Origin of the sequence: Streptomyces sp. NRRL S-1813, from assembly GCF_000719605.1 — a bacterium.
GTDB lineage: Bacteria > Actinomycetota > Actinomycetes > Streptomycetales > Streptomycetaceae > Streptomyces > Streptomyces decoyicus.
Genome location: NZ_JOHB01000026.1, coordinates 86,046 through 100,541 on the forward strand (window position 1 = coordinate 86,046; position 14,496 = coordinate 100,541).

The following is a 14,496-nucleotide window of genomic DNA, read 5'->3' on the forward strand; positions in this document are numbered from 1 at the left end:
CTACGGGCAAACGACGGGGCATCGCGGACACGCCCTAACGGACGCTCGCGCCTTTGATGCCGCTCCTTCGCGGGCGGCCGGCGCGGGCCTCGGCCGACTGTGCCTCGCGCAGTCGGCTGCCGCGTCTGGTCAGTCCCCAGGGCTTGAGGACGGAGATCGCGGTGATGAAGAGATAGGTGGCCGTGGCGACCGCCGGTGCGACGACGAGGCTGATGTCCGGGGTCGGGGTGCCTGCCGCGGCCTGGGCGGCCAGGTGGTTGATACCGGGCCGCAGGGAGAAGACCGACAGCAGCACGGTGATGAGCGTCAGCCAGAACTTGAGGTGGACCCAGCGGTGCCTGGCCAGCCCCCAAGCGGTGCACAGCGACAGCACCAGCCCGCTGACCAGCGAGACCAGGGCGACGGGGAGGACCAGCCAGTCACCGAAGACCTTCATCGCCCGGTAGGCGACGCCTGCCATGTCGGGGGACCCGGTGGTGTAGCCGGTGATGCCGAGCGCGAGCAGCCCGAGAGTGAGACCGAGCCAGCTGACGGTGACGGCGACGTGAACGACGAGGAGAGCCCGGCGGGCGGGGCGGCTGAGCTGCTGCATGGGTTCCACGGTGGCGACCCGGGCCCCGCGGTACATCTGCCCACGGGAGTATCCGCTCGTACGCGGGCTTGAGTACGTCCCCGATACGTCCCCGGTATGTCGATATGTCCCCCGGTGCGTCCCCGAAGAGCGGTGCCGGCATCTGCCGTTTCCGGGGCCCGAGAGTGCGAGCGCGGCCGCACCCTCGCCCGGTCCCGGGAACCGTGCGCACCGGTCGCACCCTCCTGCGGGCCCGCCCGCGCTTTTCGCCACCGCGCATCCTAGGCTCCGGGGCATGGGCAAGCTGCATCTGTTCGATATGGACGGGACTCTGCTCCATGGGTCCGCGGCCGCCATCGAGATCTCCCGGCAGCTCGGGCTGGACCGGGAGATTGCCGAGCTGGAACGTGGATTTGCCGCGGGTGAACTGACACCCCCGCAGTTCGCGCAGCGGGCATGCGATCTATGGGCCGCCGAGTTGACCGAACTCATGGTGGCCGCGGCTTTTGACGGCGCACCATGGCTGACCGGAATCCGGGAAGTCTGGGCGGATATCCGGGCGCGTGGTGAACGCTGCGCGGTGATTTCTCTCTCGCCGGGTTTCTTCGTCGAACGGCTGCTGCCGTGGGGAGCCGACGCGGCGCATGGTTCCCGCTGGCCCGCGTTGCCGTTCCGGGAGGCGGTGGAGCCGGCCGGCATCCTCTCGGCGGCGGCGAAGGTACGTATCGCGGATGAACTCTGTGTGCAGTACGACCTGACCCGAGCCGACTGCGTGGCATACGGCGACTCCATGTCGGACACCGAACTGTTCGCGGCAGTCGGGCAGTCCGTGGCCGTGAATGCGGATCACCATGTCAGTGGCCTTGCCTCATATGTGTACGCGGGCGGTGATCTGCGTGAGGCATACGAGCTGGTGCGTACTGGCCGGTAATTACGCGCTTTCTCCGGCGGATTCGTCCGCTGTGTGTGCTGAAAATGCACTCTGTGGGGAGGATCCCTGTTATCGGAGGGGCCGCGCGGAGTGTTCCAAGATCAGGGCTTGTGGTTTCAACTACTGCCGGTATGGTCGAGTCCGGCTTGGCGGAGGGAGGGCTTCCGCGGGTGCGCGAAGGTGGGCTCAAAGCTCGTCAGCCTAGTGGCAAAGCGGCCCTCGGTACCCGGACTTCCGATAATTTGTCCGATGTGATGAGCAGGAGTGGCATGCTGCTGACGCGGCATCTGCTCCACATTGTTGCGAGGCAGTGAGAGTTGTCCGTTTTGGAGGGTTTTGCCGGAATCGCTTGAGTCGATGAAGAATTCCGGGGCAGGCGGGGGAATTCCGGGCAGTTCCGATCCACGGAAGTGCGAAGACAACCGAAAGACGTTCGAGGCGAGGCAGACCATGGACGCTCCGACCACCACGTCGGCCGATAGCGGCTCTTCCGGCGGGAGCAGTGGCAATTGGGGTTGGTTCACTCCGCCGGCGAAGCAGTCCTCCGATGAACAGCAGGAGCGGCAAAACAGCCAGGACCGGCCACAGGACGAGGACGGCCGGGCCGAACCGGACGGCCGGAGTGAAGACCACGACCGCAGAGACCGCCATGAGCGGAACACGAGAGACGAACGGAACGACCGGGAACAGATACCCAGTCGGCCGGTCAATCCGATCCGGCCGGTAGGCACCGCCGCCGAGCGTGAGCGAGAGCCGGAGCCGCAGCCGCCGCAGGCTCCTGTGTCACGACACGCATCGGGCCGGCCGTCCGCGGCAGCCGTCTATCTCGAGCAGCCCTTCGCGCCCGCGTACCCCGAGCCCGCCGCGTACTCCGAGCAGCCTGCCGCAGACCCCGGGTACGCCGCCCCGGCCCCGGCCTATGCACCGCCGCGCCACGAGGTCGAGCCCGCCAGGGGCCGGGAGCCCGAGCCCGTACACGAATCGGCGCGCCCCACGGGAGCGCCCGCGGTAAGTGTCCCCACCGGCGCCGTGTCCCCCGCGGAGCCGCGCGTCCAGAACAAGGCCCCGGCCGCCGCTCCCTCTGCCTTCACCCCCAAGGCGCGTCCCGCCACCCCCGCCCCGGAGCCCTCTCTCGAGGCCCTGCAAGCCTCGGCCTCGTCAGCAACACCCGCCTCCCCCGACGCGATTCTCATCCGTCGCACCATGGCGGAAATCGAGCCCGTGGCTGACAAGGTCACGTCGTACTTCTACGCGCTACTCTTCGTCCAGTACCCCGATCTGCGGGCGCTGTTCCCCGCGTCGATGGACACCCAGCGCGACCGGCTCTTCAAGGCGCTGCTCACCGCCGCCCAGCACGTCGACGACGCCGATGTGCTCAGCGCGTACCTCTCGAACCTCGGTCGGGGGCACCGCAAGTACGGCACCCTGCCCGACCACTACCCGGCGGTCGGCGAGTGCCTGCTCAACGCGCTCGCGCGCTATGCGACGTCCAGTTGGGGGCCGGAGACCCAGGCCGCGTGGGTGCGGGCCTATACCGCGATCTCACAGATCATGATCGATGCGGCTGCCGAGAACGAGGCCGTGGCCCCCGCCTGGTGGCAGGCCGAGGTCGTCTCGCACGAGCTGCGGACGCCCGATATCGCGGTGGTGATGGTCCGCCCGGACCAGCCCTACCCGTTCCTCGCGGGGCAGTACGCCAGTGTGGAAACCCCCTGGTGGCCACGGGTCTGGCGGCACTACTCCTTCGCCTCGGCGCCGCGCTCCGACGGCCTGCTCTCGTTCCACGTCAAGGCGGTCCCGGCCGGCTGGGTCTCCAATGCCATGGTCCACCGCGCCCGCCCCGGCGATGTCATCCGGCTCGGCGCCCCCGGCGGCTCGATGACCGTCGACCACAGCACGCGCAGCGGTCTGCTGTGCGTCGGCGGCGGCACCGGCATCGCACCCATCAAGGCACTGGTCGAGGATGTCGCGGAACACGGCGTCCGGCGCCCCGTCGAGGTCTTCTACGGCGCACGCAGCGACCATGACCTCTACGACCTCGACACCATGCTGCGCCTGGAACACACCCACCCCTGGCTCTCCGTCCGCCCGGTCGTCGCCACGGGACCCGCGGCCCGCGGCGGGACGAGCAGCGAAACCGGCCAATTGCCGGACGCGGTACGGCAATACGGACCATTCCGGGAATATGACGCCTATCTTTCCGGGCCGCCGGGGTTGATCCGCAGCGGTGTGGACGCTTTGGTGGGGGTCGGCATCCCGACCGAGCGCATACGGCACGACTCGGTCGACCAGCTGGTCTCCACAGGGGATTGAGATCTTGGCAGCACAGGTCGAATACGGTCCGACAGGGGAGGGGTGGGGCATGCCACGGCAGGAGCGCCCCGGGAGCGACGGCGAGCACTTGGTGCAGCAGAGGCTCGGTACGACCGAGCGCGCCGACCGTTTCTACCGGGACCAGGTACTGGACCATCTCAATGTCCGTATGCAGGAGTTCGTGGCCCGGCAGGAGATGTTCTTCCTGGCCACGGCCGACCGGCACGGCGAATGCGATGCGACGTTCCGGGCCGGGCCGCCGGGCTTCGTCCAGGTGCTCGACGACCGGACGCTGGCGTACCCGGAATACCGTGGCAACGGTGTCATGGCGTCCATCGGGAACATCTCGGAGAACCCGCGCCTGGGCATCTTGATGGTCGACTTCACCCGTGACCGCATCGGGCTGCACATCAACGGCCGGTCGCGGGTCGTCATGGACGAGGAAATGCGGGCGCACCACCCGGGCCTTCCGGTCGACCCGATCCCCGGCCGACGTGCCCAGCTGTGGGTCACCGTCGAGGTCGAAGAGGCGTATATCCACTGCGCCAAGCACATTCCGCATCTCCAGAAGGTCCCGGCACAGCAGCGCGGGGCGCGCGCGTGGGGCACCGACGACGTCAAGCGCAAGGGCGGCGACTTCTTCGGCTCGGCGGCCGAGGCGGAGCAGCGGCCGCCCTTCCGGCGCGCCGAGCGCAAGAACGAGCATCTCCGGGGCGGACTGCACGAGGACACCGACGACGCGATGTACCAAGCTGCGGCCCCGGCGTACGGGAGCGGCCCCGCGTACGGCGCCGGCATGCGTCCTGCCCCACGGGTCGATCCCGCGTACGCCGGGGGACGCAGTGCCCCGGGCCGGGGTGACTTCGTGGAGGAGCTGAACGCGGAGTTCCTCGACCGGGTCGAGCGGGTGCTCGCCCGCGCCCAGCCCCGTCGGTCCGTGGACGACGATCCCGAATTCCGCGGCTGGTTCGACCGGCGCGACGGCGGCTGACACCGCGCCTGCCGTAGCGGCGGGCGCGGCGGCAGGCGGTCCTCAGCCCAGATCCGGGGCGTGCATCGCCCACACGCCCTCGATGTTGCCGTCCAGGTAGTGCCGCAGTGAGAGCGGCACGACCTCCACGGAGGCGATGCCGACGCGGGTGAAGGGCACCCGCACGATCTCGTACTCCCCGCAGGGCTCCTCGATCTCGGGGCCGTGCCGGCGCGAGGTGTCCATCGAGTCGAGCCGGCAGACGAAGAAGTGCTGCACCTTCACGCCGTCCACCCCACCGTCGCTGAAGTGCTCGACGGTGTCGACAAAGACCGGCACCACGTCCTTGATCTTCGCGCCCAGCTCTTCGTCCAGTTCACGGTGGAGGGCGTCGATAACGGTGGCGTCCTCGGGCTCCACACCCCCGCCCGGAGTGATCCAGTACGGGGCTCGGCCCGGCTTGGTGCGTTTGATCAGAACGAGGTCCGCGCCGTCGAGCAGAATCGCGCGGGCGGTGCGTTTGACGACTGGCCGTACGTTCATAGGGGACAGATGCCGCAGTCACGGCCTGGTGAAACCCACGCCTCTCGGTCACCAGTCGACAGCGGTTCGCAGCAGCCGCTCATGCGCCCGCGCGATATGCGGCAGTCCGAGCGTCCCGGTCCGTACGGCCAGGAAGTACGTGCGCAGCGGTGGTACCGGCGGGTCGAGCAGGGCCACGACTTCGCCGCTGTCCAGCGCGTCGGCGCACAGATAGCGGGGCAGTACGGCGAGCCCCGCGCCGGCCGTGACGCAGGACAGCACCGCCCGAAGGTCCGCAGCGATCACGGCGGCGGAGGCGGCGGGCTTGGCGTCGAAGACAGCGGACCAGTAGCGGGCGATCAGCGGCAGGCTTTCGTGGACCTCGACGAGCGGCACGGGGTCCAGCACGCGGACTCCCCCGGCCCGCAGTACCGCGGACCCGCCCAGCTCGGCCGCCCAGTGCGGCGCGGCGATCAGGACATGCTCCTCGTCGCAGAGCGGGGTGGCGGTCAGCAGCCCGCCGCGCGGCCTGGTGGTGGTGACGGTCAGATCATGGTGACCCGCTGCCAGACCGGACAGCAGCTCCTCCGCCGGGCCGAAGGCGGTGCGTATGGACAGGCCCTGGGCGATCAGTGGGGTCAGCGCCGGGAGGGCGCGTTCGGCGAGGAACTCCGGGGGGCCGGCGAAATGGAGAGTGCGGGTGACGGAGTCCCGGTCCAGGCCGGCCTCGGTGATCTCGGTGAGCGCGTCCAGGTGCGGTGCCACTTTGTGGGCGAGTTCATCGCCGACGGTGGTGGGGGTGACGCCACGGGCGTACCGGAGGAAGAGCGGGCGGCCCAACTGGCGTTCCAGCGCCCGGATCTGGCTGGTCACGGCGGGCTGGGAGAGGCCGAGCAGCGCCGCGGCGCGGGTGAAGGAGCCGGCTCGGTGCACGGTGACGAAGGTGCGCAGCAGAGCCAGATCCATCGCGTACTCCCTGCGCCTCTGGGAAGCCTGGTCGCGGGCCAACTATAAATTTGTCGATAGGGCTGTGTCGCTAGCGTGATTGGACAATGACGCTCAGTCAACTAGCCTTGTTCGAGCGGTTCGTTTCACGTGAAGCGGTTGGTTTCACGTGAAACGCGTGGACTCGGGGCCATGTGGAACCGCAGGCCGGCAGGGTGACGAGGGGGGATGCCCTGCCGGCCGGCCTCACACCGCTGCCGGTGCGCCGGGGGTGAGCCACGCTCCCCTTGTTCGACTCGTTCCCCGGCTTTGGTTCATGCGGTTGTCCGGTCAGTTCTGCGCGGCCTCGTCCAGCGCCCGGATGACATCCGCGATCAGATCCTCCGGCTCCTCGACACCGACCGAGAAGCGGATGAAGCCCTCCGGGACGGCGTCACCGCCCCAGCGGGCCCGTCGCTCGGCGCTGGACCGTACGCCTCCGAAGCTCGTTGCATCGTCCACCAGGGTCAGCGCGGCCATGAACCGCTCCGCGTGGGCCTTGTCGGGCAGCACGAAGGACACCACGGAGCCGAAGCGGCCCGGGCGCATCTGCCGGGCTGCGAGCTCATGGGACGGGTCGGACGGAAGGCCCGGGTGGCGCAGACCGGTGACCTCGGGACGGTCGGCCAGTGCCGCGGCCAGTGCCAGCGCACCCTCCGACTGCTGGCGGACGCGCAGAGCAAGGGTGGCGAGCGAGCGATGCGCGAGCCAGCTCTCCATCGGGCCGGGAATCGCGCCCACCGTCTTGCGCCACAGCCGCACGGAATCGGCCAGTGCGGCATCGCGGGTGCTGGCGTACCCAAGCAGGACGTCTCCGTGGCCGGTCAGCGCCTTGGTGCCGCTGGCGACCGAGAAGTCCGCGCCGAGGTCGAGCGGCCGCTGCCCGAGCGGAGTGGCGAGGGTGTTGTCGACGGCGACCAACGCGCCGCGGCGGTGGGCTTCGTCGGCCAGCCGCCGGATGTCACAGACATCGAGGCCGGGGTTGGACGGCGTTTCGATCCACAGCAGCCGGGCGCCGTCCAGGGCGTCGAGCTGTGCGTCGTGCGCGGTCGGAGCCGTACGGACCTTGATGTCGTAGCTCTCCAGGCGGGTGCGGACGGCCGGCAGTAGCTGGTACCCGTCGTTGGGGAGCACCACCGTGTCGCCGGTGCGCAGCTGGGAGAAGAGGACAGCGGTGATCGCTGCCATTCCGGAGGCGAAGGCGACGGTATGGGCGCTTTCGTCCGGTGATTCGAGCTCACCGATGGCCTGTTCCAAGCGGGTCCAGGTCGGGTTGGCGTCACGGCCGTATGTGTACGGGCCGACGGCGTCGCCGGGGAGGTGGTAGTGCGCCGCGAACACCGGTCCCGGGAGGGCCGGCTCGTAGGCCTCGGGCTCCGGAAGCCCGGCACGTACGGCTCGGGTGCCATCGCCCGTCATGCGCTCTCCTTCTGTCGCGGGGAGTGCGGGTTCCGCGCCTGGTGCCGGTCGGTGTCGTGTCCGGGTGCGTGGGCCATGGCCACGGTACGGGCCGTGACCGTGGCGCGGACCGCGGCGAGCAGGCCGTCGCTCGCCGTCTCGACCATCTCCAGGCACTCCTCGAAGGCGGCGAAATGGCCGTAGTACGGATCGGGTACGTCGAGGTCGCCGGCGAGGCCGTGGCCGGAGGCGCGGCGGGGCTCCGATATCGGTCCGGTGTCCGCCATGTCTGCCATGTCCGCTGCGTACGAGCGCAGCAGACGGATCTTGGCGGCGTCCTGCGCGGTGGGGGCCAAGCTGCGCAGCTCGCGCACATGGCCGGAGTCGAGCGCAATGACCAGGTCGAGGTGGTCGAACCAGGAGGCGTGGAACTGCCGCGCGGTGTGGGCTGTTTCATAGCCGCCCGCGCGCAGCACGGCGACCGTGCGCGGGTCGGCTCCATCGCCCTCGTGCCAGCCGCCGGTCCCTGCGCTGTCGACCTCGACCAGGCCGTCGAGTCCGTCCTCCGCGAGGCGGGCGCGGAGGACGGACTCCGCCATCGGCGACCGGCAGATGTTGCCGGTGCAGACGAAGCAGATACGGAAGGGGGCGTTCAAGGATCAGTCCTCGTCGGGAAGGATCATGTGCATCGCCCAGGCCACTATGGAGATGATCACGCCACCGAGCAGTGCCGTCCAGAAGCCGCCCACATGGAAGGCGAGGTCGGCCTTGCCGGCGAGCCAGGAGGTCAGCAGCAGCATCAGCGCGTTCACGACCAGTGTGATCAGGCCGAGCGTGAGGATGAACAGGGGGAAGGACAGCAGCTTCGCCACGGGCTTGACCAGGAAATTGACCAGTCCGAAGATCAGCGCGACGAGGACCAGGGTCAGTATCTTGCGGCCGGTGTTCTCGCCGGTGAGCGTGATGTCCTTGAGCAGCCAGATGGCCACGGCAAGCGCCGCGGCGTTGGCGATCGTCTTGACCAGAAAATGCTTCATGGTGAGATCGTCGCAGACAAGTCTGAATCATCAGAGGGGTGCGATCGGCATGAAGGCTTTCAGACTGGATGAGCTGGAAGTGGAACGGGCTGCGAACGACGGCGCGTATCTACAGTTCCTCCGGGAACGCAACATGTCGGTCGGGCTGTATGCGCTGGACGCCGGCAGCATCGATCCGCAGCAGCCGCATGCGCAGGACGAGGTGTATCTCGTGGTCAGCGGCCGGGCGGCGATCACTGTCGGGACGGAGACGCAGCCGGTGGCGCGGGGCAGTGTGGTCTACGTGCCGGCCGGAGTGCCCCATAAGTTCCATCACGTCAGCGAGGACCTCCGGGTGATGGTGGTCTTCTCTCCTCCTGAGAGCTAAGGGCCGGGCCCCGGTACCCGTAGGGGAAGGGTCAGGGGAGGGCCGGGGCTGCGAAGCCCCCACGGCCGCGGTCCGCGTCCTAGCATCGTTGGTGCAGGGGGGAACCGGAGGTGTGAGGCGACAGACATGCCGCATGCGGACGGTGCCACCACCGCGACAACGGCGCAGCAGACGGACAGCGCGGTACGGACAGCGACAGCGCGACAGACAGAAAGCAGGGCAGAGCAGTGGCTGGTAAGGGGATATTCGCAGGACTTCCGTGGTGGGTCACCTGGGTCGTGGTGCCCGTCGTCCTGATCGTGGTTTTCGGCGGACTGATCACCACCGCGCTCGGCTTCCTGATCGGCGTGCTGTTCAAGGTCCTCATCGCGGCGGCCCTGATCGCCGGAGTCATCTACCTCGTCCGCAGGTCCAGTGGCTCGTCGTCATCGTCCTCGTCGAAGAGCGACTGGTAAGCCGCGGTTTCTCCACCGACCGGCTCCCGTGCCCCGCTGTGAGCGGACGCGGGGGCCGGAGTTGGCAATCGTGAACAGCGAATACGGTTCTCGTCCAGGCTGCCGGCCGGGCCGGAGCCGGGCGCCGGCACCGGCCTGGATCTCCGCAGCGCCGGCCGTGGCAGGACAGGAGTCGGTGCCGCCGTCTACTTCGCCGTCTATCGCAAGGGTGATGTCGCGAGGCTCGTGGGCACCGAGGGCCCGGAGTCTTCGGCGGGAGCGAGGTGGGCCGACTTCCGTACCGCCGCAGACGCCCACGTGATCGGGCAATGTCTGCTTGCGCAGCTCGACTAGGTATCGAGCAGAGAGCATCACGCGCGCCATCCCGTCCCGTTGATAACGCCCTTTTCCGTGCGATCTCAGGACGAATTGCGGCACTGTTTGGATACGGTGCGTTGTCATCAGGGGTCTTTCCCGGTTCGGACATACGCCCTGGGCGCGGCATGTCCGGCCCTCCCGGTCCAGGTCGGTGCGGCCGCCGGGGCGTCGGTGCTTTCCCTGCGCACGGACGAACTGCGTCGATTGCGGTCTGTTACAGACCGACTACGAAGAATGGCGGAGGCGACACTAACGACACTCGCCTTCTCTGTCAGTATCTGAAAACTCACTCCTTGTGATCTGCTTGCGCGTGGCAGACGATGGCGCCAATAGGGCTACGGGGGATGTTTCCCGGCCATCTCCGATCAAGTGCGGGGCAGTGGTTGATGACCGACACAGTTCAGGCAGAAGTGATCATGAGCTTCGTCGTCTCGGAGGAGCTCGCGTTCCGGATTCCGGTGCAGCTGGACTTTGCCAGCGCCGATCCGTACGCCGTCCGTCTCACCTTCGATCTGCCCGGAGATGCGCCCGTTACCTGGGCGTTCGGCCGGGAGCTGCTGCTGGACGGCCTGAGCCGGCCGTCCGGTGAGGGTGATGTGCGGATCGAGCCTGCCTCCCCCACACACCTCAGCGATGTCTTCATCAGCCTTCAGGTCGGCGCCGAGCGCGCGCTGTTCCGGGTGAGTGCGGCGCCGTTGGTCGCCTTCCTGGACCGTACGGACCGGCTCGTACCGCTCGGCAAGGAAGAGGTCTGCGACACCCTGGAAGCCGTACTGGACCAGATCCTCACGGAGGCCCCGGCCGGCTGACCCCGAGCCGGACGGACCGTCCACGCCGACGTCATACCGGGTGCGCCGGTACTCCCGCGTGCCCGCGCACCTGTGTCGCCCCTTCTGGGCTGTGCTGCCTCCCTTCGCTGCCCTCGACCCGTGCCCTGCCCTTTCACGCGCCAGTCGCGTGCCTGAAGCCGCCTGCCACGGGCCGCACTTGTGCCCCGTCACTGCTTACGCCGCTTACCTCGTCCCCCGCGTCGGCTGGGTCTGCCCTCCGGGGTGCCTGTCGGTGCACCGGCAGCGACCCCGGCCCCCGATCCCGCCCCGGATCCTTGTCCGGCTCCTGCCCCGCCGTTGCTCCCCTGCCCGCCCAGGCCCTTCCGGTCCGCCGAGACCACCAGCGCTGCCAGCAGCGTCGTCAGCGGTACCGCGGCGACCAGTCCGATGCTGCCCACGAGCGTGCGGATGATTTCTTCCGCGACCACCTCGCTCGTGGCGACCGTGCCGACGCTGCTCTGTGCGATCGAGAACAGCAAAAGCAGCGGCAGTGCGGCGCCCGCGTAGGCCAGCACCAGGGTGTTGACGACGGAGGCGATGTGATCCCGGCCGATCCGCATAGCGGCGCCGTACAGCTTGCGCCAGCCCGCCGCCTGGTCCGCCTCCTTGAGCTCCCAGACCGCGGCGGTCTGTGTCACCGTCACGTCGTCGAGCACACCCAGCGACCCGATGATGATCCCCGCGAGCAGCAGACCGCGGATCTCGATGTCGGGGTACAGACCGTGCACCAGCCCGGTCGTGTCGTCCGTATTGCCGGTCAGCAGAGCCCAGTTGATGAATACCGAACCGAGCAGCCCGATCAGCAGCAGTGAGGCGAGGGTGCCGAGCACGGCGACCGACGTACGGGCCGTCAGCCCATGGCACAGGTAGAGCGCGATCAGCATGATCGCGCTTCCGCCGATCACCGCCACCAGCAGCGGATTGGAGCCCTGAAGGATCGCCGGGAGGATGAACAGCGTCAGGACCACAAAGCTGGCGGCCAGGGCCACCAGCGCGAGGACTCCACGCAGTCGGCCGACGATCACCACTGCGAGGGCGAAGATCCCGGCCAGCACCCACATCGGGAGCGATCGGTCGACATCGCTGACCGAGTACTGGAGATCCTTCGGCGCCTTGGGGGAGTACGCCACCACCACGTCCTGTCCGGTGGTGTAGTGGCGCAGCGCGTCCGGTGTCACCACCGTCTGGAAGGTGCGCCCGGCGTTCTCTCCCGTGGTGACCTTGATCGTCGCCTGCTGGCAGGGCTTGCTCTTGGACGCTCCCCCGGTCGGTGGCTGTCCCGTCGGAGACGGCGGCTGGGGCTGCTGCTCGGCATGGACATCCGCACAGTTCACCTCCGCCACTTTGATGACTCTGGCCTGCTCCGTGGGCTGGTCGAAGCCGACGCCGGAGGGCTTATGGGAGGGCGCACCGCCTGGCCACAGCACGACCAGACCGACCGCCACCGCAGCCGCGAAGGGGATCAGCACTGCTGCGATGACCTTGCGCAGATGCCGGGAGACCGGCGTGGCAGGGCCATGGCCGTGCGCATGGGAGTGCACGGCGGACTGGTGGTGGGACTCGTGAGGGCTCACCGCCCGATCATCGCAAGAACTCGTGGGGCCCCCTGTTCACCCCGCCACATCGGCCGCTACCGTGGTGCCACCTTTGCAATCGCGGGAGCTCGGAGCACCGGGCTGAGAGGGCGCTGACCTTCGTCCCAGCGGCGTTTCACGTGAAACGCCCATGGACGGAAGCCGCTGCGTCGACCGCCGAACCTGTTACCGGGTAATGCCGGCGTAGGGAGTTGGGTCTCATGACTCTGCAGGATGCACGCACGCCCGAAAACGGAAACGGTGCCGACGGCGGCAGTGAGCCGCAGATCGGCTGGCACAAGGGCTATGTCTCCGGATCGCGCGCGGACCTCCGGGTCCCGGTCCGGCGGGTGCACCTCACCAACGGCAAGGACGTGACGCTCTACGACACGTCAGGGCCGTACACCGACCCTCATATCGATACCGACGTCCGCCGCGGTCTGGCGCCGCTGCGGGAGAACTGGATCATTGCCCGCGGCGACACCGAGGAGTACGCGGGTCGCCCCATGCGGCCGGAGGACGACGGCCTCAAGCACACCTCGCCGCGCGGTGGACTCAAGAACCTTGACGCGGTCTTCCCGGGCCGCCCCCGCCAGCCGCGCCGCGGCCGTGACGGCGCCGCGGTCACCCAGCTCGCGTACGCGCAGCGCGGCGAGATCACCGCGGAGATGGAGTACGTCGCCCTCCGCGAGAACGTCACGCCCGAGTTCGTACGCGACGAGATCGCGGCGGGCCGCGCGGTGCTGCCGTCCAACATCAACCACCCGGAGATCGAGCCGATGATCATCGGCAAGAACTTCCTGGTGAAGGTGAACGCCAACATCGGTAATTCGGCGGTCACTTCCTCCATCGAGGAGGAGGTGGAGAAGATGACCTGGGCGACCCGCTGGGGCGCCGACACGGTCATGGATCTGTCCACCGGCCGCAATATCCACACCACCCGCGAATGGGTGCTCCGCAACTCCCCCGTCCCCATCGGCACCGTCCCGCTCTACCAGGCGCTGGAGAAGGTCGACGGCAAGGCCGAGGAGCTGACCTGGGAGATCTACAAGGACACTGTCATCGAGCAGGCGGAACAGGGCGTCGACTACATGACGGTGCACGCCGGTGTGCTGCTCCGATACGTCCCGCTCACGGCCCGCCGCAAGACCGGCATCGTGTCCCGCGGCGGATCCATCATGGCCGCCTGGTGCCTGGCGCACCACCAGGAGTCGTTCCTCTACACGCACTTCGAGGAGCTCTGCGAGATCCTCGCCTCCTACGACGTCACCTACTCGCTCGGTGACGGTCTGCGCCCCGGCTCCATCGCGGACGCCAATGACGAGGCGCAGTTCGCGGAGCTGCGGACGCTCGGCGAGCTGAACACCATCGCCAAGCGGCACGGCGTACAGACGATGATCGAGGGCCCGGGACATGTCCCGATGCACAAGATCAAGGAGAACATCGACCTCCAGCAGGAGATCTGCGAGGAGGCCCCGTTCTACACGCTCGGCCCGCTGACCACCGACATCGCGCCCGCCTACGACCACATCACCTCCGGTATCGGCGCGGCGATGATCGCCTGGTGGGGCACCGCCATGCTCTGCTACGTCACGCCCAAGGAGCATCTGGGCCTGCCGGACCGCGATGACGTCAAGACCGGCGTCATCACGTACAAGATCGCGGCCCATGCGGCCGACCTGGCCAAGGGGCACCCGGGGGCCCAGGAGTGGGACGACGCGCTCTCCGACGCCCGCTTCGAGTTCCGCTGGGAGGACCAGTTCAACCTGGCTCTCGACCCGGACACGGCCCGCGCCTTCCACGACGCGACGCTGCCCGCCGAGCCGGCGAAGACGGCCCACTTCTGCTCGATGTGCGGCCCGAAGTTCTGCTCGATGAAGATCAGTCAGGACATCCGCCGCGAGCACGGGGGTGATCTGGCGATCGACGCCGAGGCCGGGATGGCCGAGAAGTCGAAGGAGTTCGCGGCGGCGGGCAACCGCGTATACCTGCCGATCGCGGACTAGCCGGAGTTCGGACAGCTGTGGGTGAGGGCCCCTACCGAGGAGGTAGGGGCCTTCCGCCGTCCCCGCCCGGGGTGGTCGCGGGCCCTAGATGATTGAGTCCGATGTCTGTGCTGGCCGCGACCATGGCGAAGGGCGCCCGTTGGCTTGTGTGTGACGACAAACCTGGACGCCCTTCTGGCGG

General features: G+C 68.6%; 14 protein-coding genes and 1 riboswitch. Of the genes, 7 read left to right on the plus strand and 7 right to left on the minus strand.

Annotated elements, in window-relative coordinates:
* Positions 1 to 34: 34 nt before the first annotated feature.
* Positions 35 to 592 carry a hypothetical protein gene (locus IF67_RS0129075; protein WP_030990652.1) on the minus strand — a complete coding sequence of 186 codons (558 nt, stop codon included), beginning with the start codon at positions 590 to 592 and terminating at the stop codon, positions 35 to 37.
* Positions 593 to 866: 274 nt separating this feature from the next.
* Between IF67_RS0129075 and IF67_RS0129080 the strand changes: the two genes are divergently transcribed.
* The 3 genes from IF67_RS0129080 (at position 867) to IF67_RS0129090 (ending at position 4,806) form a co-directional block, all read left to right on the plus strand.
* A complete protein-coding gene (locus tag IF67_RS0129080) occupies positions 867 to 1,502 on the plus strand; it encodes an HAD family hydrolase (protein ID WP_030990654.1) in 636 nt (211 codons plus the stop codon).
* A gap of 450 nt (positions 1,503 to 1,952) precedes the next feature.
* Positions 1,953 to 3,815, plus strand: a complete 1,863-nt coding sequence (locus IF67_RS0129085) for a globin domain-containing protein (protein ID WP_030990656.1) — start codon at positions 1,953 to 1,955, stop codon at positions 3,813 to 3,815.
* A 49-nt stretch (positions 3,816 to 3,864) separates the two neighbouring features.
* Positions 3,865 to 4,806: a pyridoxamine 5'-phosphate oxidase family protein gene (locus IF67_RS0129090; RefSeq protein WP_051818697.1), complete on the plus strand. Its 942-nt coding sequence runs from the start codon at positions 3,865 to 3,867 to the stop codon at positions 4,804 to 4,806.
* Positions 4,807 to 4,848: 42 nt separating this feature from the next.
* Here IF67_RS0129090 and IF67_RS0129095 read toward each other — a convergent pair whose 3' ends face one another.
* The 5 genes from IF67_RS0129095 to IF67_RS0129115 all read right to left on the minus strand — a co-directional run bounded on the left by IF67_RS0129095 (position 4,849) and on the right by IF67_RS0129115 (position 8,726).
* Entirely contained in the window at positions 4,849 to 5,328 is a 480-nt protein-coding gene (locus tag IF67_RS0129095) for an NUDIX domain-containing protein (RefSeq protein ID WP_030990659.1), read from the minus strand.
* A 48-nt stretch (positions 5,329 to 5,376) separates the two neighbouring features.
* Positions 5,377 to 6,273, minus strand: coding sequence for a LysR family transcriptional regulator (locus IF67_RS0129100; RefSeq protein WP_030990661.1), 897 nt, complete (start codon positions 6,271 to 6,273; stop codon positions 5,377 to 5,379).
* A gap of 309 nt (positions 6,274 to 6,582) precedes the next feature.
* Positions 6,583 to 7,710 (minus strand): cystathionine gamma-lyase, encoded by a 1,128-nt coding sequence (locus IF67_RS0129105; protein ID WP_030990663.1) that lies wholly within the window; start codon positions 7,708 to 7,710, stop codon positions 6,583 to 6,585.
* Complete coding sequence (locus tag IF67_RS0129110) at positions 7,707 to 8,288, minus strand: low molecular weight protein-tyrosine-phosphatase (RefSeq protein WP_420708726.1); 582 nt, start codon at positions 8,286 to 8,288, stop codon at positions 7,707 to 7,709. The genes IF67_RS0129105 and IF67_RS0129110 overlap by 4 nt, the downstream gene beginning before the upstream one ends.
* A 60-nt stretch (positions 8,289 to 8,348) precedes the next feature.
* Positions 8,349 to 8,726 carry a phage holin family protein gene (locus tag IF67_RS0129115; RefSeq protein ID WP_030990666.1) on the minus strand — a complete coding sequence of 126 codons (378 nt, stop codon included), beginning with the start codon at positions 8,724 to 8,726 and terminating at the stop codon, positions 8,349 to 8,351.
* 49 nt (positions 8,727 to 8,775) lie between these two features.
* Between IF67_RS0129115 and IF67_RS0129120 the strand changes: the two genes are divergently transcribed.
* From IF67_RS0129120 to IF67_RS0129130, 3 genes are all read left to right on the plus strand, one after another.
* Positions 8,776 to 9,093, plus strand: coding sequence for a cupin domain-containing protein (locus IF67_RS0129120; protein ID WP_030990669.1), 318 nt, complete (start codon positions 8,776 to 8,778; stop codon positions 9,091 to 9,093).
* 227 nt (positions 9,094 to 9,320) lie between these two features.
* Positions 9,321 to 9,548, plus strand: a complete 228-nt coding sequence (locus tag IF67_RS43925; RefSeq protein WP_030990671.1) for a DUF5326 family protein — start codon at positions 9,321 to 9,323, stop codon at positions 9,546 to 9,548.
* Positions 9,549 to 10,291: 743 nt separating this feature from the next.
* Entirely contained in the window at positions 10,292 to 10,714 is a 423-nt protein-coding gene (locus tag IF67_RS0129130; RefSeq protein WP_030075815.1) for an SsgA family sporulation/cell division regulator, read from the plus strand.
* Between the two features lie 188 nt (positions 10,715 to 10,902).
* Here IF67_RS0129130 and IF67_RS0129135 read toward each other — a convergent pair whose 3' ends face one another.
* Entirely contained in the window at positions 10,903 to 12,309 is a 1,407-nt protein-coding gene (locus IF67_RS0129135; protein ID WP_030990673.1) for a YibE/F family protein, read from the minus strand.
* A 71-nt stretch (positions 12,310 to 12,380) separates the two neighbouring features.
* A riboswitch (TPP riboswitch) is annotated at positions 12,381 to 12,537 on the plus strand.
* Here IF67_RS0129135 and thiC point away from each other — a divergent pair.
* On the plus strand, positions 12,531 to 14,315 hold the full coding sequence (gene thiC / locus IF67_RS0129140; protein WP_030990675.1) for a phosphomethylpyrimidine synthase ThiC: 1,785 nt from the start codon (positions 12,531 to 12,533) through the stop codon (positions 14,313 to 14,315). It overlaps the preceding riboswitch by 7 nt.
* Positions 14,316 to 14,496 lie beyond the last annotated feature (181 nt).